The sequence below is a fragment of the Flavobacterium sp. PL02 genome (assembly GCF_035013205.1).
Taxonomy (GTDB): Bacteria; Bacteroidota; Bacteroidia; order Flavobacteriales; family Flavobacteriaceae; genus Flavobacterium.
This window is the reverse complement of sequence record NZ_JAYGJP010000001.1, coordinates 1,592,717-1,615,090: the sequence shown is the minus strand read 5'-3', so window position 1 is coordinate 1,615,090 and position 22,374 is coordinate 1,592,717. Positions and strand designations below refer to the sequence as shown.

Here is a 22,374-nt window from a genome sequence, read left to right as displayed (position 1 = left end):
CCTTAGAAATTGGCCAGATCATCAAAGTCAAAAGAGTACCCAATAATGAGTGAAATACTATTGATTTTGTTTTTATTTTCGCTGTAACGATGCCCGTTTTCTTCTGTAGTCAAAGCATCAGTAAGCCCTAAAGTATATCGGGCTCCAATAGATAAGTTGGAACTGAATTCATATCCGGCAGAGAGCATTCCAAAAAAATAATTCTTCCCCGTTAAGGACTCTTTGAGTACTTTTTGCACATTGGTATCCGGCTCAAAATAAGTGCCCGAATCAGCAAATATTTCCTGTGCATTCGAGCTGTATTTGATATTATCGCTGGCAATATTAAATCCAACATAAGGACCAGCTCCTATGTAAAATCCTTCAATGGGATAATATTTGAATTGTGCACCAACGTTGATATAACTGTAACCAAAAGTCATTTTGTATTTCAAACCTTTTATGTCTTCATAATTTAAATCGGTACTTTGACCTGAATAGGAGATTTCAGTCTGGATTGCCACATTTGCATACGGATATTTCCAGTTGATTACCAGACCTGCCGTTCCGCCAAATTTGCCTTCTTCTTTTAAAGTATAGCCTTCATAAATTCCTTTTGGAACTATCACATCGGGAAGATTTGACATTTTAGAATAAATGCCACCGCCAAAAAGACCATACGTAATTTCTCTGTCGCCTTGTGCAAACAGCGATTTTGTGCTCACTAATAGTAAGAGCAAAATAATTTTTTTCATGTTTTTTATTGAAATTACCATTGATGAAAACTATAGCCTAACGAAAAAGAAACGACACCGCTTTTGTTTTGATTTTCGATAAACTGAAAAGAAGATGCATTACTTTTCACTACATCTTTTACGCCTAAATAATAGCGTAAATCGAAGTGGATACTTTGATGCAGTTCATAACCCAGCGCAAAGCACAAGGAGAAATCGTCTGCACCGTCCAGACCATCCTGATAGAATTGTCTGGTGGCAACATCGTACATTCCACCAGCCTCGTTAGAGGTATAAGTAATATTGTTGGGAGATAAACTGATGCCGTAGAAAGCACCAAATCCTAAATTTAATCCTTCGTAGGGGTATACTTTATATAAAGCTCCGATTTCCAAATAGGAATAATGTAAGCCTAATTCAAATTCCTTGCCTGTAGTATCGTGATAATTGACAGTTTGAGATGACTGTCTGAATAAAAGTTCCGGCTGAATGGCTACACGTGTATCGTAAAGTTTGCAGTTTAAAAAGAAGCCGCCTTCGATACCATATCCGCCTTTGGCTTTCATAACGCTGTTATCAAAAGTGTTATCCCGTCCTTTAATACTTTCGGGTAAATTACCGATTTTAGAATAAATTCCTCCAAGTTTCAATCCGTAGGTGATATTAGTCTCATTTTGTGCATAAAGAGCACCGTTAAAAAAAGAACAGAATATTAATAAGTGTAATAGTACTTTCATTCACAATAATTTTTGCGAATATATGTATTAATATTTAAAAAAGTACGAGCAATCATCGATAAAACAGCTAATTAATCCGATTACAGACTATTTTTGAGTTAAATAACAAAATGTGCCTTAAAATTGTGAATTTAATCACTTTTTAAGATTTTATAGTCATAATACTATAAATTAGCACATCCAAAAACAAAAAGTGTAATTATTGAATGTAATTACAATAGGGAATTTCAATAGTCAAGTTTATCGCCTATGTTTTCATCTAAATCAGTCATTTCTTCTTTTTTAATTTCCTGAATGAAAAAGGAAACTGGCATTCCGGTTCTCGCAAAGAAAGCGTTGGTGAATCTTTGTGTACTGCTGAATCCTACTTCCTCAGCCAAAGCTTTATTGGTATACTTTCTAACCGCTTTATCATTTTGCAGTAGAAAAATTAAATAGTCCACTTTGAGGTCATTAATGTAATCGACGAACTTTTTTCCTCTATAATGGTAAATTATTTTTGACAGATACTTTGCATTTGTGCCAAACACTACAGCTAATTTGCTAGAAGTCACGTCTTTTTCAAGAAATTTGTCGTCCTTTTCAAATTTCTCCAATTGCTTCAACAATGTTTTTATTTTATCCTGATTTATATCAGCAATTACACTTGTTATTTGTTTCTCTTCAACTTTGGGGGATTTACCTTTAGTCATTAGTTCTTCGTATTTTTGTCTGTAAATACGCTTATTTCTTATATTCCGGTATAGTAAAAGGACTAAGAAAAAAAATAAGAAGGCAATAACCAAACCCTGAATCAAATCATTGTGTTTTCTTCTGTTAAGAATATTTTCTATACTTTTTTTATCTGCCAACAGCTTTTTGGTATCATACTCTTTATGGATCTTATGGGATAGATATCGATACCTGCGATCTAATATCCTGTCTATGTTTAGTAACTTTTGTATGTAATAAAGCTGGTTGTTTAGATCGTCTTTAGACTTATAATAACGTATCATCAGTTCATAATTCTCACGAAGATCTGGCCGAATATAATTTTTAGCTTCAATAATCTGAACGACTTTTTTAAAGTAAGGCAATGCTGTTTCATATTCATTTAGCTGCCAATAGCTTTTTCCAATATAAAAATATCCAACAGCCTGGTTTGCAAAGTCTTTCTTCTCTTTTATAACAGCTAAAGAATAGTTGATTTGCTTGATAGCGTCCCTATAATTCTTAAGTGCATATTGATTTATTCCTTCAGAATGAATAAAATAAGAATCCATCGTAGTGATACCCAACCTTTTTCCTTCTGACAAGCCCTTTTTATTTGTTTGGGAACATAAGCCATAATTCCCAATTCTGTTGTAACACAATCCAAGTGAATGAAGTGAGTTTAGATAACCTCTGGGATCTTCTTTTTCAAAAAAAGCAACACATTGCCGAAATAACGATATGGCTTCGTCATAAAAACCTAAATAATATTTTATATGGCCTATCGTATACTTTACTTTATGAATTAAATAATTGTCTTTGGTTTTTGAAATAAAATCATTTGCAATGAGGTAATTGTCCAATGCCTGATCATGTTGTTTCAATCCATAGTAAACGATCCCTTTTGATAAATAAGCAGAACCGATAAGATTATTCTCTTTAGACTGCTTAGCACTGTATATCATGCTGTCGGCATAAATGAGTTTTAATTTATCGGGCGAATGATGGAGGTAATTTTTGTATCCATTGACTATTTCCTCGAAATTTTTTTCAGACTTCGATTTTAATAAAAATGATTTTAAATACAAGGACTGCCTGATAGTATCACCTTGCGATTGGTCAATCCTATCATAGAGATAGTCATAATCTTTACGCAGAAGTGAGTCCGGAATTTTAAAGGCACTTTCTTGTGCTGTAATCTGATCTCCCAGGCATAGGAAAAAAACGAGAAGATATTTTTTAATCATAGGTTAAGATAAAAGTGTATACTATTTTCTTGTAAGATAATTTCTAAAGAAAGGGGTTTTGTCTTCCAGAAATGTTCTTGAGCCATTTTTCTAAAAAAAAGCACATCAAATATAATATAAACAATTGATAATGAGGTGAATATTTTCAAAAAATAGGGTATGGATTTTCCGAAAATCGATATGCTATTTTCCGAAAATCGACAATACATGTTTTGTGAGATTGAAATCCAGCTTCTAGCTTTGTCCCGAATTCAAAAGCAAAAATGTTTGGCATCGTGCTAAATAAAAGTTCTGCTTCCCGGGGAAATGAACTGGCGAAAAAAAAAGTAGCCGGTCACATTTAACAAATTTAATCATGAAAAATTTATCACTATGGGTACTTACCATTACAATTCTGTCGATTTCCTGTACAAATGATTTTATAGCGGATAGCGAATTAAAAGAAATTAATTCCCTTGAGGGCTCAACCTCTAAGCTGAACAAATCCAATGTATCCAGTTTCGCTAAAAATTCACTTACTCTGCAAATCGATCAGCTGCTATCGCAATTTTATGATCAGAGTACTTTCAATTCTGAATCAATTCTTTCAATTAATCAGGCGATCCATCCCACTGGAAATACAACAGTATCATTGGCTGCGGGCAATTTAAACCTGACCAATTCATCAATCGATGCAATCAGAAATGCAGTAAACCAATCGCAGGGACTATTTGAATTAAACGTCGATAATCCTTCTATGACAGCAGCAGGGAAATCCAGTCTGTCAAACTTTATTGAAAACATTATGGAATTCAATAATGGTGATTACCAAAGTATGCTCCAGTCAATAGCACTTTATCAATCTAATATTAGCACTGATACTTCCTATACATCGGAAGATAAGTGTGTCATACTCGCTATATCTTCGATTGCAAGCTCTTCCCTTTTTTACGAAAAAAAGCGTGGGGATAAAGATTGGGACACAGCTATTGGTAACAGGGATGATAATTTTATCCCCACAGATGAAATTACTTTTAAAACGGTAAGAATGGCTTTGCTGTCAGGAATTATTCAAAATAATTTATAAAGAGAGAAATTATGTATCTATCACCCAAGATTGAAAAAAGAATTGTAACTGTTTTTTGCGTGTTTTTAATCATTTTTAATCTTATCGAGCTTTATTTCATTTATGAGCTGTCTAAGTTTGATGAAATGATTGGTTATCCATCCATAAATGAGGTAAAAACCCGTACTGTACGACCGCTGGCTTTTCTGTTTTTTACAGATAATCTTGCCAATTTATTATTTGTGTCTGTTTCCTTGATGTGGATATTAATGTCCAATAGTTCCTATCAAGACTGATGATACAAAATGATCCAAAATTTTCTTTAGGGTTCATTATAGCAAATGTTTAAAATTAATGTTTTGATAAAGAAAAGTTTATTATATCGACATTCAGACCTGCAGGTCTTTACTTTTGAAAGGTTTTGTTCGAAAGCTGCACTGGAACAATACTTTAACAGTAGTTACTTCATTATAATTTTGATAAATTCAGGATGTATAACCTTGCGGGCAAACTATTTGGAGTATTATTTATACCCAGGTGAGCTGCTTGTAATACCGGTTAGAACTTCTTGCGAGATTGTATTGATGAGTGAAACATTGGAGATTTCTCTACTTTCTTTTACACCAGGTTTTATCTTTAAGAATACGATAAGAAAACCAAACATAGGTTTCTTTGAATTTTTTATTGCAAAATTTCCATCGAAAATAAAGCTCAAGGATGAGGATTCTCTTTTGCTGAATGATTTGTTTGCTTTAACAGGAAACAAAAGATACAAAACAAGTGAATATCCATTTTATAACGAAGTAGTGTCGCTGAGCTTCAATCTTTTGTTGTATGTGCTTGCTTCAATATACAGCAAAGATTCCTGTAATGTAAAAGAAAAACATACCCGAAAGGAAAAACTGGTATTCCAATTTTTACAACTGGTAGAGCTTCATTGTGCAAAAGAGCATAGTGTCAAGTTTTATGCTGATGCATTATTAATAACAAAAGGACACCTTAGTAAAACCGTACAGCAGGTCACCAATAAGACCGTTAAGCAGTTTATCGAAGAAGCACTTATTTTGGAAGCTAAAATTTTGCTTCAAAATGATGACTTGACCATTTTGCAGATTATTGAGGAATTACATTTTTGTAATTCCTCATCTTTTAGCAATTTTTTTAGAAAATCAACTTTCATGTCCCCCTCGGAGTACCGTTTAAGGCTGAGATCTGAATGAACCTGAAAGATGAAATTATATTGTTTGCATAATATTATTAATATGATACAATCCCCTTACAAAGATGTCCTTTACAGTATTGTGAAAAAAGAACAGGAAATCAGTTTGGAATCCGTGCATGTAATAGACGAGTCCTATCGTATGATTATTTTCCTTCAGGATTTATTGTCAGGAATGAAAAATCAAGTTTTGGAGCATCATTTTACAGAGGCAAATGAAGAAATTGAATTCTTCAGAATTATTAAGCCACAAATACTTGGAAAGTTGATTTATTATAATAAAGTCTACAGGATAGAAACATCCTGTCCGGTAAATGGAGGAAAAATGTATTATAAATATTTTTCCGGTGAATTGCAGCATTTGAAGAATGAATATAAAGAACATATTTGCAATTCTGATTTTTACCGGTATTATCGGTCAGGGAGAACCGACAGAGACCATGACTTTTTTAAATTAGGAAAAATAAATCTAAACACTGGTCTTAACAGTTTTATTTTTGAAGTTGACACTCAATTTTCTACTTACTATGATTACAAAGTTTCCCGTATCATAGCGGATGAACTGCTCTACAATTACCTGATTATCAAAATTAATCCTGTTGACAAGCCCGATATGGTTTTGCAGAATGCTGAATCCGCAAAAGATGTTTTCTGGACAGAATCGAAAAATGCACTGATAGAATTGATTTATGCACTTTATGTTTCCGGGGCAATTTCTAACGGCAAAACAGGAATACGCAAAATCAGCTTAATCTTTCAAATCGTGTTTCGTATCCAATTAGGAGATATCCACCATGCTTTTCACCGTATGAAAGAACGCACAGGTAATCGTACTTTGTTTTTAGACCAGCTCAAAACTTCTTTAGATCAGTATATGGATAAAGATCTATAAAATTCACACATATCATTCTTAGCTAAAGCAGTGTCATAAAAACACTGCTTTTTTTATTATCTGCCCATATCCACCCATTGGCATAATACTCCTGCGGACTTAGTTTATTAACCAATAAAAATGAACAAACGTTGATACACAAGGCATTGTTTATTTTTCTGAAATCTCAAAAAAAATACTTTTCAATTGGCAAGCCTTGGCAGAAAATGTCATTAATGCGTTCCAATTTTGCATAGATCATTAATCGAGAATTAGTAATTGATAAAACATAGCTATTATGAATATCGACAGAATGGAATTTATGTCATGGATGGAGCGTATAATGGATCGCTTCGATATACTGGGCGAACACTTTGAAAATGCCCAGAAACAAAAGAGCGCTATTGATGGGGAAGAATTGCTGGACAGTCAGGATCTGTTTATGATGCTGAAGGTCAGCTCTCGTTCTTTACAGCGTTACCGATCCTCGGGTAAGCTTCCTTATTATACCATTAGCGGCAAACTGTACTATAAACTATCTGATGTAAACCAGTTTGTACGCGATAGCTTTTCTGCTCCACTGAGAAAACAGATTAAGACAATTCCGGACAAATAAAGCCTCAAAAAGACTTGAAGAGCCTGGCTATTGAGCTTTGGTTTACTTTCGATCCTACTTTAACAAAACTGAAAATATATTATGAGTGAACAAGAGAAACCCAAACAAGAAACTCCAGAGCAACTGACAGACATTCTTTTAGTACTGGACCAGGAAAAAATGAAAATTGTGGCTGTAAAAGGAATTGATAAAAATGGAGAATTGGAAACAGTTCCCGCTGATAAAAAAAATCAAAATCAATTTATGCGGGTTGATAAACAAGGAGATTTGCTGTCCAACTTCTTTTCCAATTTCTTTAGCCAGCTAAAAAATCCGACCCGTTTCAACTTTTTCAAAGTGCCACAACTGCTGTCTGTAGATATTGCTGCAGAAATGCAAAAACAGATTGATAATCCAAAGCCGGAAGGTGAAAAACTAATGAAAGAATATGAAGTTAAAATGGAATTACAAAAAGATAACAAAGTAGAAAATCATAAAAACATGGAAACAACACAAACAACAACAGAAACAAGCGAGTATCGCTTTAAACCAGAACAAATCGATTGGGATACCATGAACAATCTGGGGCTCAGCAAAGAAAAACTAGAAAAGATGAATCTGCTTGAACCGTTACTTAAAGGGTACAAGTCGAATGAGCTGGTTCCCATCAGCCTTAATTTAGGAACTGCTATCACACGAATGGATGCAAGGCTGTCATTACAGTCAAATGAAGAAGGACAGGTTGTAGTTGCCATTCACGGTATAAGGAAAGAACCAACATTAAATTTTCCATTTTTCGGGCATGAATTTAGCAAAGAAGATAAGGACAACCTGCTTAAAACCGGCAATATGGGTCGTGTTGTAGATCTTACCAATCTCAAAACAGGAGAACCAGTTCCCTCAATCATCAGTGTAGACAGGCTTACCAATGAATTAGTAGCCCTTCATGTGGATAAGATAAAAATCCCGGATGAAATCAAAGGAATCAAACTTAATGAGGAACAAAAACAAACCTTACTGGAAGGCAAACCGCTTTACATCGAGGGTATGATCTCTAAAAAAGGGGATCCATTTAACGCTACTGTCCAGTTTAATGCCGATAAACGATATGTCGAATTCCAATTTGACAGAACCCAGAGTACTGGTCAAACCCAAAACAGTCAGCAGCAAAACCAGGAAGTTCCAAAAACCATACGAGGCAAAGAGCTCAGTGAGCAGCAGTACGAACAATTTGCAGTAGGAAAAACCATTTATGTAGACGGATTGGTGGATAAACAAGGTAAAGAATACAAAGGGTATCTGACTTTCAATAAAGATACAGGTAAAGCCGGGTTTTCATTTAGCAATCCTAACAGTGTGAAGGTACAGCCAGCCGAAGAACATAAAACCCAGACAGCTGTCAATTCCGAAGGTAAAACCAATGAGGCTACTAAAAATAGCACAGAACCTCTAAAATCAGGACAAAAAGAACCTGACAGCAAGAAACAACAGGAAGAACAAGAGCAAGATAACACACCAGCCAAGAGCAAAGGCAGAAAAATGTAATCATAAAAACATTAAGATATGAAAGCAGTGATTACTGAAAAACCAAGTGTTGCCCGTGAAATAGCCTTATTATTAGGCGCAGCAAATAAGGAAAATGGTTTCTATACAGGAAATGGTTATACGGTAACTTGGGCGTTGGGGCATTTGGTAGGACTTGGTTTGCCTGAAGATTATGGATTTTCAGGCTTCCAAAAAGATGTCTTGCCAATATTGCCTAAGCCTTTTCTGTTAAAAGTTCGAAAAGTAAAAAATGATAAAGGCTATGTTACTGATACAGGTGCTGCGAAACAACTTAAAATCATCGCACAGGTAATAAAAAGCTGTGACAGTATCATTGTGGCTACTGATGCCGGACGTGAAGGAGAATTGATTTTCCGTTATATCTACCAATACCTGCAATGTAAGAAACCATTTGAACGGTTGTGGATTAGCTCTCTTACTGAGAAAGCCATCAAACAGGGATTTGATAATCTCAAACCAGGCAGTGATTTTGATGGTTTGTATCTGGCCGCAAGGGCAAGAAGCCGTGCCGATTGGCTTGTAGGTATCAATGCCTCACAGGCACTCAGTATTTCCGCAGGCAATAGTATTTATACATTAGGAAGAGTACAAACACCAACGCTGGCTTTAATCTGTAAACGATATTTGGAAAACAAAAGTTTTACAATTCAGACGTACTGGCAGCTGCAGCTTAGCCATCAAAAAGAGTTTATTAACTTTATGAGCCTCTCCAAAAACAAATGGGATGATAAAAAACAAGCTGATGCTATTTTCAAGTCCATACAGCGAAGCAAAACTGCGAATGTTACTTCGGTAGAAAGTAAAACCATTACAGAACATCCTCCTTTTCTTTTTGATTTAACGGGCCTACAGAAAGAGGCCAATAAAAAGCTGAACTTTTCAGCAGAAGAAACGCTCTCTATTGTCCAAAGCTTGTACGAAAAGAGATTCATCAGCTATCCAAGAACCGCTAGCAAATATATCCCGGAAGATCTTTGGGATGAAATTTCTAATCTGGTCAGAGCATTGGAAACGAAAGCCTCTTGTAAAGAAGCCTTTACCAAGATAAAATGGGGACGATTGAATAAACGTATAGTTAATGACCTGAAAGTGACCGATCATCATGGGCTGCTTATTACAGAGAAAATACCATCTGTATTACCTGCTAAGGAAAATTCTATTTATGACATGATTGCCCTACGGTTATTAGAAGCGGTTTCCGAGGCTAGTATAAAAGAAATTACAGACATAACGTTAAATGTTTTGCATCATGATTTTTCTTTGAAAGGCTCTAAAGTCATGCAGGCAGGATGGCGTGCCATTAAAGGAAGTTTTTTTGACGAAGACAGCGAACACATTCAGGAGCTGCCAGAACTAAAAGTTGGCGATGAAGTTAAAATCAAAGAAGCAGTTGTACTGGAAAAGAAAACGAAGCCTCCTGTTTTATATACAGAAGCGGGGCTTTTATCTGCTATGGAAACTGCCGGAAAGGAAATTGAAAGTGAAGATGCTCGAAAAGCGTTACAAAATATTGGAATAGGTACGCCCGCGACAAGAGCTGGTATCATAGAGATACTTTTTAGCAGAAAGTATATTCAGAGGCAAAAAAAATCCCTGATACCAACTGAAAAAGGACTGCAAGTGTATAATCTTGTGAAAGATAAGAAAATTGCAGATGTAGCAATGACCGGCGAATGGGAATTGGCTTTAGAAAAAATAGAACATAATCACATTGATTCTGATATATTCCAAAAAGAAATTGAAGCTTATGCAACTTCTATCACTGCAGAACTTCTTAGTACCACCATTGAAACTGAAGATTCTCCAACCCTAATTTGTCCTAAATGTAGAAACAACCAATTACTCATCAAAGATATACTTGTCAAATGTCCCGATGACAATTGCAAATGGATTCAATTTAGGAATATTTGCGGAGTTCAGCTAAGTATAGAAAATTTAGAAAATTTAGTTAATAAGGGAAGTACCTCTCTTATAAAAGGTATGATGAGTAAGTCTGGAAAGAAATTTGATGCATATGTGGTGCTTAGTGCGGATGGGAAGACAGTTTTTGAGTTTGACAAAGCAAAAAATAAATTATTAAATTTTTAAATCTATTCTCTATTAGAAATTATTAGCGTAGCCTTATATGATTGGATTTAAAAATATGGAAAAAGCAAACAATTAACGGCACCATTATTTATCGGATAATGGAATTAGAACTATTAAAAGAATATTTAGAGTCGTTTTAAAAAGAATGAGGTTTTCCGAAAGTAATTTTCGGAAAACCTCATTCTTTTTATTTTTTTGTTATATTAAAGTATAAGTAAGTGTCTCACTTTATAATGGTCAGATATTCTAATTTATCTGATTTCCACAATAAAAATTCTTCTTCGCTTAATGGTGTTGTAGAAATTACTTCATATTTTTTTTTTGAAACTTCTTCATGGACTTTTTTAGAGTAAGGCTTTGCACTTTTAAACAATTTTATTCTTATTCGAACAATATCATGCTTAATAATTTCTGGTGGAAACAAATCTGCATAATTTTGTAAGTTAAATATGTTGACAATTCTATTGACAAGACGAATATTATACCTTGCCCTTTGTTTGAGGTTTTCTACTTTACTCACAAATCCTTCAGATAAATCTAACTTTTGTGACAAAGCCACTTGAGAAATATAAGGAATTGCACTAATTCTCATATCTCTAACTTTTTCAATTAAATAAAAATCTAATTGGGAAATTACTATTTCTATTACTTCTTCTTCCATGATTATAAAAAATGAAAGAAATGCCTTTTTTTAAAAATATACACATCTACAGGTGGATGTGTTTGTTTTTTTATTATATTTGAAAATTAAATAATCATTCAATGAGAAAATCTGAATATGATTGTTTATTTTTGCGATTCTTCATATAAAAATATTTGAAGCATTCGCTTTGAATCTCGAACAGAAAACTGGTAATTTTTAACACGCGAGATGATAAGTATGATGCTCACGCTTTATTGGCGTGGGCTCTCTTATTGTTGTGTGGGTATACCAGTACCTCTGTTCGATAAGCTGAGTTCCGCGCCTTTTTTTAGGTCTTAATTTTTCTCTGCTTTATTCTTAGCAATCTTCTTTATTTCATTAGTGTCGCATCAACATTTTTTGTTTAACAATTAATCATTTGCCTGCCTATGAAATAAACCTTTGTGATATTTAGTGCCTGTACTGTTTAAATTTTATTTGAATTAGTAAAACAGTATGGGCTTTTAAATCTCATGTTACTTTCTCATTTTTAACAAGGTTTCCTCTTGAAACTAAACAAAAAAAGGCCCTCTATCCAATGTTGACGCACGAATAGAGAGCCGGAGAATAAATAAAACATTGTTTCACTTAACTAATCCAAAATTATGAAAATTTTTTCATTGAATAAAGGGTTGGCGGCACTTTGGTATCCGTTTATTTTCGGGTTCTACCTCTTTTGTACACCAGCCTTAGCACGTAATACCTTGCGATTTTCCACATCACAACAACAAGCGCAGGTTACTGGCACCGTTACTGATGGTACTCTTCCACTTTCAGGAGTCAGTATTTCGGTAAAAAACCAGAAAAATACTGTCATTACAGACTTCGACGGTAAATTTACGATAGCAGTATCACCTACTGATATTCTTGTTTTTAATTACATTGGTTTTAAAACAATAGAAATTCCTATTGCCCGTCGATCAGTAATCAATGTTCAAATGCAGGAAGATGCTACAGCTCTTCAGGAAGTAAAAATAAATGCGGGATATTATTCCGTTAAAGAAAGCCAGCGCACCGGAAGCATTTCAAAAATCAGTTCGAAGGATATTGAAAAACAACCCGTTACAAATGTACTCGCTACCATGCAGGGACGAATGGCTGGCGTGAATATAACCCAAAATACTGGTGTAGCCGGTGGCGGTTTCGATATCCAAATCCGCGGACAAAATAGTTTACGTACCGATGGAAACAGACCTCTTTATATTATTGATGGTGTTCCTTACTCTTCTGATTCAGTAGGTTCAGATCTCACCGGAGTTGTTCTTCCTGGTCCTACAAGCCCCTTAAATAGTATTAACCCAAGTGATGTAGATAGTATAGAGGTGCTTAAAGATGCCGATGCTACAGCGATCTATGGTTCAAGAGGTGCTAACGGAGTAGTGCTTATCACCACAAAAAAAGGAAAAGAAGGCAAAACCCGCTTTACCGCAAATGTCTCAGGAGGACTTGGAAAAGTAACCCGACTAATGGATTTAATGAATACTCAGCAATACCTGCAAATGCGCAGAGAAGCTTTCACCAACGATGGTATACCATATGGACCAACAGACTATGATGTAAATGGAACTTGGGATCAGAGCCGCTATACCAATTGGCAGAAAGTATTCATTGGTGGAACTTCTGAGATCAATGATGTGCAAGCATCCTTAACAGGAGGTTCTTCAGGGACACAATTTCTTGTGAGTGGTAATTTTCATAAAGAAACGACGGTGTTTCCCGGTGACTATGATTACAAAAAAGGTAATTTGCTCGCAAACCTGAATCATGAGTCCCAAAATAAAAAATTCAATATCAATTTTTCAATGGGCTATACTGTACAAAAAAACTATCAACCGGGAGTTGATATCACACAACAGGCCATTCTTCTTGCCCCTAATGCTCCAGCATTATATAACGCTGAGGGAAATTTGAATTGGGAGAACAGTACATGGAACAATCCGTTGAGTAATCTTGAAGGAAAATATAAGTCAACAAGCAATGACCTTTTTGTCAATGGTTTATTATCCTATGCAATCGTGCCCAATTTAATTGCTAAAACAAGTTTTGGTTTTACCGATACACGATTTGATGATAGCCGCACGCAACCGTCTACTATGTATGACCCTGCCGCTGGAATAGGAAGCGAATCTTCATTTATCGATGTCAATAACACGTCAAGAGAATCATGGATTATTGAACCTCAATTATCGTGGTCAAAAAAAATTGGCAAAGGAAAAACGGAAATACTCCTAGGTGCTACCTATCAACAGCAAACGGCAAACCAGCTTGTACAGGAAGCCATCGGATTCAGCAGCAATAGGCTGATTTATAATCTATCTTCTGCTTTTTCCGTATTTAATGACACACATAGTCAGTCAGTCTATAAATATCAAGCCTTTTTCGGGAGAGCCAATTTCTCATGGAACGAGCGTTACATCCTTAATCTAACCGGGCGCAGGGATGGTTCAAGCAGATTTGGTCCCGGCAGACAATTTGCCACTTTTGGAGCCATAGGAAGTGCGTGGCTTTTTTCAAATGAACCTTTTGTAAAAAATAATCTTGATTTCTTAAGTTTTGGAAAGTTGAGGCTAAGTTATGGTACAACTGGAAACGACCAGATTGGAGATTACCAATTTTTAGACACCTATGGATCTTCAGGAAATAATTATGGTGGTATTATCGGCTTGCAGCCCACACGCTTGTTCAACCCAAATTTTGGCTGGGAAATTAATAAAAAACTAGAACTGGCATTAGAAACCGGATTTTTTAAAGACCGAATCTTTATAACCGCTGGCTGGTACAGTAATCGCTCATCGAATCAACTCGTCGGGATTCCACTTCCGGCATCAACAGGATTCAATTCTCTACAGTCAAACTTAGATGCCACAGTACAAAACAAAGGAATCGAACTCACTCTTAGAACAGTCAATTTTCAAAGGCAGTCCTTTAACTGGTCCAGCAGTTTTAATTTAACCATTGTGCGAAATAAACTATTGTCTTTTCCTAATCTAAAAGAATCAACCTACAAGAACCAATTTGTAATAGGAGAGCCTTTAAATATTAAAAAAGTATACCATTACACCGGCATAAATCCACAAACAGGCATCTACCAATTTGAAGATTACAATGGCGATGGTACAATTACAGCAGTAGAGGATAAACAATCTATACGAGATTTGAATCCCAAATATTTTGGAGGCTTTCAAAATACGATTACTTACAAAAATTGGCAATTTGATTTTTTGTTCCAGTTTGTGAACCAATTGAATTATAACGGTGCTTACCGAACAGGATTACCCGGCAGTATGAGAAATCAACCAACAGCAGTAATCGACCATTGGCAAAATCCCGGAGATAATGCAACGTATCAAAAATATTCTACAGGGGTAAATAGTCAGGCAGCAGATGCATTTAATAAATATTATCAAAGCGATGCCATGATAACAGATGCTTCGTACGTCCGTCTCAAAAATGTGTCCCTATCGTACAATATTCCCGAGCAGTGGCTCAAAGGAGTAAAATGCCGACTGGTATTTCAGGGGCAAAATCTCTTTACAATTACGTCATTCAAAGGTGCTGATCCAGAGTCCAGATTTAGTATGAGCCTTCCGCCATTAAAGGTATTTACAACTGGACTCCAGCTCACTTTTTAAAATTATAATTCAAAAATCATGAAAAAAAAATTAGTTTTTCGATTTATGCAACAGCATAAAATAGAAACAGTAAACCATAACTTTCTTATTGGATTACTCGTACTCTGCATGCTTCTTGTGCATGGTTGTGATAGTTTTGTCGAAGTTGATCTTCCTACTTCTCAACTTACTGCCAGTGCCGTTTTTGAAGATAAGGCTACCGCAAATGCTGCTATGGCGAGTATATATGCAAAAATGAGAGATTCCGGTATTCTTAGCGGTAATCTTTCGGGTTTGTCCAATCAAATGGGCAACTACACAGATGAACTGGTGTATTATGGAAGTATTACCGGTAAAACCCGTGATTTTTATAACAATGCGATCCTGCCATCCAATGCAGAAGTTTTTAACTGGTGGAGCACCAGTTACAATCAGATTTATGCGGCCAATGCGATTATTGAGGGAGTAAACGCTTCGACAGTGTTGAATCAAACAGATATAAAACAATTGACCGGAGAAGCACTATTTGTAAGATCATTAATGCATTTCTATCTTCAAAACCTGTACGGCGATGTCCCTTATATTATCACCACCAATTATCAGCAAAATAAAGTAGTATACAGAATCCCCTCTGCCGAGTTGTATTCCCATATTATCAGTGATTTGGAATTGGCGGTGTCCTTCTTACCCGATGCCTATATTTCCAGCGACCGTATCCGTCCCAATAAATCGGTAGCAATGGCATTGCTGGCGCGAGTGTACCTTTATAACAAAAAATGGTCAGAAGCTTCCAATGCTGCTTCATACCTAATTAATAATACACAGACCTATGTTTGGGAGACCAATCTGGATGCCATATTTCTTAAAGCAAGCACCACAACAATTTGGCAGTTTATACCACGCACCAGTGGACAAAACACTCAGGAGGGCGAAACATTTATATTCAACGCTGGACCACCGTCACTTACTGGCTTAAGTTCTCAACTCATAAATTCATTTGAGACGGGAGATCAGCGCAAAGTACATTGGGTAAAAGCGATCACTAAAGGTACAGACAAATGGTATCACGTCAATAAATACAAACAAAAATCAAAGACTCCAAGTTCTTTAGAATATTCCATTGTATTTCGTTTGGCAGAGCAATACCTGATTCGTGCCGAAGCGCGTGCTGAGCAAGGAGATCTTACAGGAGCGAAGGAAGATTTGGATAAAATCAGAACTACAGCAGGACTTTCAGGTACTACCGCTGTAAGCAAACAAGATATCCTTAATGCCATCCTACAAGAGCGTAGAGTAGAGTTTTTCACGGAACAGGGAAATCGATTTTTCGATTTAAAAAGAGCAAATCTTTTGGACGGGGCGCTAACTCCTGTCAAAGCAGGATGGAATCCAACAGATAGATTACTACCGTTACCGGAGTCAGAACTCATACTCAATCCCAATCTAAATCCACAAAACCCCGGTAATTAAAATGAAATCCCATCACAAAAAATATGATATAAATAATTGCGTTGCATCTGGACACAAAATAATAACCTTCTTTTTAATTTTGGTTATATTTTTCGTTCCATTCACCCTATTAAGTCAAAACAATTCTAAAAAAGAACTTACCGTAAATGATTATTCATTATGGGCATATCTCAACACTGATAAACTTTCTGAAAATGGAAAATGGGTAAGTTTTAATCTTCATTATCAAAGTGGCATAGATACTTTGTTTGTTAAGAACAGTAAACAAACAAAGACCTATAACTTTCCCGGTGCAAGTAAAGGTGAATTTATCGCAGAGAACTGGTTTTTAATGATGAGCTCAAAGGAAGAGCTGAAAATTGTTGACTTACTTACTTCCAAACAGGAAATTATACAAGGAGCACTCCGATACGATTTAGGCGCAGATCCCAGAAATCTAATAATCTTGAAGAAAGGAAACGCCGGAAAAAAACAATTAGAACTAAAAAACGTAGCTAATGGTAAATCTGTTATTACAAATAATGTTGATCATTATTGGTATAATGCACAAGCTAATGCAGTAGCATACAGCGCAAAAGTTGACAATATTACAACAATTGCCCTGCTAAATTTGTATGATAACGCTGTCACTACCATTGCCAGTACAAATACAGACTTTGCATTTTCTGATTTGGTCTGGCAAAAGAACGGAAATTCATTGGCATTTTTGGAGCGGCCTTTGGATGATAAAGAAAAAACAACCCACACCAATGTCAGATACTATACCATAGCAGATCGTAAATTATATACTTTCAATCCGGTAACACAAGATAATTTTCCCGTAGATATGAAAATTATCTCCTCCTCTTTTGCAAATCTTAGCATTTCTGAGGATGGGAAAAGAATATTTTTTGGTTTGCAAAAGCCGCTTACTTCTATTGATACCGCACAAACGCAAATTTGGAACGCACAGGATAAGTTTCTATATACTGCCAAAGTGCAAAATGAAGGTTGGGACAGAATCGCAAAAGTAGCGGTATGGTGGCCATTGGAGAATAAGTTTAATCGCATTACGGACAATGAATACCCGAAAATGATGTTAAGCGGAGAGCAAAAATACGCGTTCCTCTACAATCCACAGCACTATGAACCACAAGCAAACCGAGAAGCTCCGCTGGATATTTATATATTGGATCTACAAACCGAAAAGCGGGAATTAGTGCTACAAAATCAATTAGGCGGTGAAACTGGAACTACTGTTTCCATATACGGAAAACAGCTTGCCTATTTTAAAGATAAAAATTGGTGGGTATATGATATAGAGAGTGGCCTACATAAAAACCTTACCAAAGATCTCGGTGTGTATTTTTCAGATGAAGAAACTGACTGGCCTGAAGAATCGAGTCCTTTCGGAAATCCGGGATGGATACAGGAAAGTAAAACACTTTTTGTTTATGACAAGTATGATATATGGAGTATTGCCATAGATGGATCAAGTGCACTTCGATTGACCAAAGGACGTGAAAATAAAACGACCTATAGAATAGTTTCCCAATCAAAAGAGCAATCTAAAAAAATGAATTACGACGGTAATTATAAAGGACTATTTGGGGCAAACGAAAGGTTACTAATCAAAACCGAAGCAATAGATCATACAGGCTATTGCTTTTGGGATAAGAAATACGGTGTACGGTCTTTGCTTGACAAAAATATGCACACCAGTCAATTTATCCCATCATCAAAGAATGGCAGTTATGTTTACAGGGAAGAAAATTATGATTTACCGCCCAGGTTAATCATTAAAGAAAATTCTAATTCAAAAGAAAAAATACTTTTTCAAAGCAATCAACAGCATTTCAAATACCATTGGGGACATTCCAAACTGATCAGCTATACTAATTCCAAAGGCACCGTTTTAAATGGCGTTCTATTCTTTCCTGCTAATTATCAAAATGATACAAAATATCCTATGGTTGTACATGTATACGAAAGGCAGTCTAAGGAATTATACAAATATGTAAATCCGTCGCAGAACAACCCCACAGGATTTAATATTACCAATTTTACCTCAAACGGATACTTTGTTTTTTTGCCTGATATTGTTTATGAACTTGGAAATCCGGGACAATCAGCTGTAGATTGTGTGGTCTCTGCTACAAAAAAAATCATCGCCAGTGAAGCTATTGACAGAACCCGCATAGGTATTACGGGTCATTCCTACGGCGGATTTGAAACGGATTATATCATCACCCAAAGCAATATGTTTGCAGCAGCAGTAGCTGGTGCAGCTATTAACGATTATGTCAGCAGTTATTTGTGGATCACGTGGGGGTTTGAAAAACCTAATTTTTGGCATTATGAATTCGGGCAGCTCAGAATGGGAAAATCCTTGTATGAAAATTATGAAGGATATCTGAGAAATTCTCCTATATTTCATGCTCACAAAGTAAATACCCCGCTATTATCATGGGCAGGCGAACAGGATGCACAGGTGCATTATTATCAGACTATTGAATTTCATTTAGCACTCCGACGTCTTGGTAAAATAAATACGATGTTGCTTTATCCCGGAGAGGATCATGTGTTAATGAACAAAAAATATCAAAAAGACCTCACTGAGCGGATAGAAGAATGGTTCGATTATTACTTAAAAGAAAATTAAAAACCCGTATGGTTTTAAAAAAATAACCTCTTTAAAAAAACAATGCAGTTCCTTTTGGAGCTGCATTGCCTTTCCTAAAAGGAAGATAACTATGGATGGTAAATAGTACGTACACAATCCCCAGCTGAATTTTTGCCAAATAATTGAGCACCAGACGGATTTAAATCGACTGTACAAACGACTCCATTGTTAACTGTTGAACATTCGTCATTCTGCTCTTCACAAGAATTTCCCTGTTCATTCAATTTAAGATACCCTTGAATTGGCGCCGCGGTTTTAGAGCGCTCAGTCATGGCATTGGTTGTAAAAGCTCCTGCTATCGCAAGAACGAATACGGCAACAGGTAAAACCTGTTTTGCAAATTTTGTTTTCATGATTTCTAATTTAAATGTTAGCGATCTACTCTTTTACAGGTTTTCGATCTTTTCCCTGACACTGCAGTATATTTTCATCATTGAATTCTATTTTTTATTTTGATATGAATTTGTAAGTCCCTTGCTTAATTTGTAATGGACTAAATATTTGCCAATAAACCCGTAAAAATTATTATCAAGTACAAAAAAGTTCTTGAGCTTTTCATTTTTGATATGGTAGATATAGAAGCTGCCCTTATAATAATTGGTGTTAAGATCATAAATGTCAATAACACTGGCTTCTTTCCACATTTCAGCAGGTTCATATTTCCCCGGCAATACGGAATTCACAAACAATAAATTTTTACAAACAGCGCTTGCTTTATTGACTATCAAAGGAGGTGCCGCCAGTTTCCGTTCTTTTCTGCTTGTAACCTCAACAACTTTAATTTGAGCTTTACTAATGGTATCAATTGTTTTTCCTCGATAGGTAAGATTAAGCTCATGATCTGCTACAATAAACTCATTACGATACAGATAAGTGTATACCAGTTTGTGAAGTGATTTGTCATAATGAAGTACGCCATCTACATCAAAAATTCCATCGATCTGTTTTTGTAATAGATTTGGATTTAAATGTACTTTGGGTTCATTTCCAAAGTGCAGAGATCCTAATATGCTTTCACCGTTTGTATTGCTATTAGAGCGAAATGCTAAGGTGAGCGAATCAATAAGCTCATAGTGAGAAAAAGTTGGAGTTCCATTCCATTTCATATAGGCCTTCCAATCCTTAACCTGACCTTTATACACTACGGGAACAGAACCGTCTATGAGATAAAAATCAGGAGGTGAAATTCGAAGCTGAGTAGACTGGAATTGAAAATCGGTCCGATTAAGATGAATCTTAAATTCACTTCTTTTTTGCAAAACGGTATCCAGAGCAATAACCAAAAGAGGTGCTGTTTGATTACCTAAATATATTTTGTCGTCAGTAAAACCTGCAAAATAATAAGAATTAACCTTAAGATCAATTTCATGCAATTTTACGGCACGACCAGGAAAACGACGTACAAAATTATTCCGATGGTCTATGATATCTTCGGATAACTTAAATAGCACACCAACTATACCAAAACTAATCAAAAAAGACAGAGAAAAAGCACTGACTAGTACGGCAGGTTTTGAAATAAGATGAGGTTTTGGCACCATCCCGGCTAGTATCAGAATATCCGCTGCTGCCAGAATTATGAAAACTAAATTAAAAAAAAGATGCTCCCTCCATCCTAACTTTTCAAGAATTCCTCCACAAGAGCACGGAATAAAAGAACTGTAATTTAAAATTATATAAATGTATGCGGTAAACATAACCATCAAACTAAGGGCTGCAAAAAGACCGATTAATCTCCATCTTTTTAAAACAAGCAGTAAGGAGATAAGCAATTCTAGTATTGGCACTAGCCATGCAATCGAACCTGCAAAAGCACTTAATAAAGGAGATTGCCCTAGCTGCACACGGAAGTTCTCAAAGTCAAGTAATTTACTTACCGCTGCATAAACAAATAGCAGTATATATAGAAAACAGACTACTTCTACAAAAATATACTTATAACGCTGGCTAAATTTCATGATAAAGGTTATTGAGAATTTGTGATGTAAAATTCTATAAAACAAATAAATAACACTTGTCAATTCAGGATAATCGTATGTCAAAAACGGACAGCAAAGACCATGACTATAGTTTTTTAAAAGAAAATCTTATTTATATGTTCTTGCTTGCCTCTTTACGCGGTTGGGGGCATAATCAAATTTTTTCTTAAATGATTTTGAAAAATTAGCATAGGTTGAAAAACCGCTTATGTAGGCTATTTCTTTTAAAGGCAGAACACTTTGTTCTATTAAGAGATGTGCTTTTTTAAGTCGCTGTTCATTATAAAACTGGTATATACTTGTCCTGAATAATTCCCTAAAGCTCTGCTTCAATTTGAATTCATTGATGCCGAAAATTTGTGATAATTCCTTTAAGGACGGCAATGGGGAATCCAAATGTCCTATAATGTAATCGTAAACATTCTGAATCAGGCGGGCTTCCAATGATCGAATTATAACATCTGAATTTTTGGGTAAAGATTTGATCAAAGCTTTATAATCTTCTTTGGTTTCAGTTATGTGATTGTGGATGTGGTTTTTATTGATGTATCCATCAGGGAAGATTGACTCTTTCATTTCTTCTGCTAACATATTGATCAGAACCGCTAATCCCTCTAAATCATCGTCATTTTCGGTACGAGGTATACGGTACGTAAAATTACCTACTGACATCTCCAGAAGCATATGGTATATGTTTCTCATTCGCTGTTGATCTATTTCCCTTTCCATATCCAGAAATTGAGAATCCATGCAGAGATTTATGAGCTATATGAATGTATTTAAAAATTCCATCGCCTTTAATTTTTCTGTAAAGACTTTAACCGGAACTTCAGCTGTATACCTTTTAAGATAAAAAGACGTTATGACTGATGAAACTCCTGGATTAACAACGATAACTACGGCTTTGGTGAGCATAAAACCGTATTGGGCTAAATAATCACGGCCTGCTTTGTCAGAATCTGTTACACCTCTCATATCTAAAAATAAAGGGTAGACTTTTTTCGCCTGTAATTGTAATCTTGTCGCAACAATATTCTGCGCAGCTGAAAGATTAATAATTGTTTTAGACTTGAATTCTAAAGATATAATGCTATTGCTGATTGACAGGATAAAAAGTTCATTTTCATAAAAAATCATGCATTTAAATATTCTGTTCCAAGTTGCAAATTAGGAAGAATTAAAAGAAGAACACTTACAAA

The 22,374-nt window shown here is 35.6% G+C and carries 18 protein-coding genes; 10 read left to right on the top strand and 8 right to left on the bottom strand.

Annotated features, from left to right (window positions below):
* Positions 1-2 precede the first annotated feature (2 nt).
* The 3 genes from SHI72_RS06880 to SHI72_RS06870 all read right to left on the bottom strand — a co-directional run bounded on the left by SHI72_RS06880 (position 3) and on the right by SHI72_RS06870 (position 3,387).
* Positions 3-734, bottom strand: coding sequence for an outer membrane beta-barrel protein (locus SHI72_RS06880; protein WP_323489485.1), 732 nt, complete (start codon positions 732-734; stop codon positions 3-5).
* Positions 735-748: 14 nt separating this feature from the next.
* Entirely contained in the window at positions 749-1,450 is a 702-nt protein-coding gene (locus SHI72_RS06875; RefSeq protein ID WP_323489484.1) for an outer membrane beta-barrel protein, read from the bottom strand.
* 227 nt (positions 1,451-1,677) lie between these two features.
* Positions 1,678-3,387: an AraC family transcriptional regulator gene (locus SHI72_RS06870; RefSeq protein WP_323489483.1), complete on the bottom strand. Its 1,710-nt coding sequence runs from the start codon at positions 3,385-3,387 to the stop codon at positions 1,678-1,680.
* 355 nt (positions 3,388-3,742) lie between these two features.
* Between SHI72_RS06870 and SHI72_RS06865 the strand changes: the two genes are divergently transcribed.
* The 7 genes from SHI72_RS06865 (at position 3,743) to SHI72_RS06835 (ending at position 10,771) form a co-directional block, all read left to right on the top strand.
* Positions 3,743-4,453, top strand: a complete 711-nt coding sequence (locus SHI72_RS06865; protein ID WP_323489482.1) for a hypothetical protein — start codon at positions 3,743-3,745, stop codon at positions 4,451-4,453.
* A gap of 11 nt (positions 4,454-4,464) precedes the next feature.
* Positions 4,465-4,728, top strand: coding sequence for a hypothetical protein (locus tag SHI72_RS06860; RefSeq protein WP_323489481.1), 264 nt, complete (start codon positions 4,465-4,467; stop codon positions 4,726-4,728).
* Between the two features lie 180 nt (positions 4,729-4,908).
* On the top strand, positions 4,909-5,652 hold the full coding sequence (locus SHI72_RS06855; protein ID WP_323489480.1) for an AraC family transcriptional regulator: 744 nt from the start codon (positions 4,909-4,911) through the stop codon (positions 5,650-5,652).
* Positions 5,653-5,694: 42 nt separating this feature from the next.
* The gene (locus SHI72_RS06850) at positions 5,695-6,543 is read left to right on the top strand and encodes an RteC domain-containing protein (RefSeq protein WP_323489479.1); all 849 of its coding nucleotides are present in this window, start codon (positions 5,695-5,697) and stop codon (positions 6,541-6,543) included.
* 277 nt (positions 6,544-6,820) lie between these two features.
* Positions 6,821-7,138, top strand: coding sequence for a helix-turn-helix domain-containing protein (locus tag SHI72_RS06845; RefSeq protein WP_323489478.1), 318 nt, complete (start codon positions 6,821-6,823; stop codon positions 7,136-7,138).
* 81 nt (positions 7,139-7,219) lie between these two features.
* Complete coding sequence (locus SHI72_RS06840) at positions 7,220-8,662, top strand: DUF4099 domain-containing protein (RefSeq protein WP_323489477.1); 1,443 nt, start codon at positions 7,220-7,222, stop codon at positions 8,660-8,662.
* Between the two features lie 18 nt (positions 8,663-8,680).
* Positions 8,681-10,771, top strand: coding sequence for a type IA DNA topoisomerase (locus SHI72_RS06835; RefSeq protein WP_323489476.1), 2,091 nt, complete (start codon positions 8,681-8,683; stop codon positions 10,769-10,771).
* 223 nt (positions 10,772-10,994) lie between these two features.
* On the opposite strand, the gene SHI72_RS06830 is transcribed toward SHI72_RS06835, so the two are convergent.
* Positions 10,995-11,432, bottom strand: coding sequence for a hypothetical protein (locus SHI72_RS06830; RefSeq protein ID WP_323489475.1), 438 nt, complete (start codon positions 11,430-11,432; stop codon positions 10,995-10,997).
* A gap of 626 nt (positions 11,433-12,058) precedes the next feature.
* On the opposite strand from SHI72_RS06830, the gene SHI72_RS06825 reads away from it, so the two are divergent.
* From SHI72_RS06825 to SHI72_RS06815, 3 genes are read left to right on the top strand one after another with little or no spacing between them, the layout of a single operon-like run.
* Positions 12,059-15,085 (top strand): SusC/RagA family TonB-linked outer membrane protein, encoded by a 3,027-nt coding sequence (locus SHI72_RS06825; protein WP_323489474.1) that lies wholly within the window; start codon positions 12,059-12,061, stop codon positions 15,083-15,085.
* 18 nt (positions 15,086-15,103) lie between these two features.
* On the top strand, positions 15,104-16,534 hold the full coding sequence (locus tag SHI72_RS06820) for a RagB/SusD family nutrient uptake outer membrane protein (RefSeq protein WP_323489473.1): 1,431 nt from the start codon (positions 15,104-15,106) through the stop codon (positions 16,532-16,534).
* Position 16,535: 1 nt separating this feature from the next.
* Complete coding sequence (locus SHI72_RS06815; RefSeq protein WP_323489472.1) at positions 16,536-19,175, top strand: S9 family peptidase; 2,640 nt, start codon at positions 16,536-16,538, stop codon at positions 19,173-19,175.
* A gap of 89 nt (positions 19,176-19,264) precedes the next feature.
* On the opposite strand, the gene SHI72_RS06810 is transcribed toward SHI72_RS06815, so the two are convergent.
* From SHI72_RS06810 to SHI72_RS06795, 4 genes are all read right to left on the bottom strand, one after another.
* Positions 19,265-19,549 carry a DUF6520 family protein gene (locus SHI72_RS06810; RefSeq protein ID WP_180908119.1) on the bottom strand — a complete coding sequence of 95 codons (285 nt, stop codon included), beginning with the start codon at positions 19,547-19,549 and terminating at the stop codon, positions 19,265-19,267.
* Positions 19,550-19,636: 87 nt separating this feature from the next.
* Entirely contained in the window at positions 19,637-21,154 is a 1,518-nt protein-coding gene (locus SHI72_RS06805; RefSeq protein ID WP_323489471.1) for a MauE/DoxX family redox-associated membrane protein, read from the bottom strand.
* 129 nt (positions 21,155-21,283) lie between these two features.
* Positions 21,284-21,925: an AraC family transcriptional regulator gene (locus tag SHI72_RS06800; protein ID WP_323489470.1), complete on the bottom strand. Its 642-nt coding sequence runs from the start codon at positions 21,923-21,925 to the stop codon at positions 21,284-21,286.
* A 15-nt stretch (positions 21,926-21,940) separates the two neighbouring features.
* A complete protein-coding gene (locus SHI72_RS06795; protein ID WP_323489469.1) occupies positions 21,941-22,312 on the bottom strand; it encodes a hypothetical protein in 372 nt (123 codons plus the stop codon).
* Between the last annotated feature and the right edge of the window lie 62 nt (positions 22,313-22,374).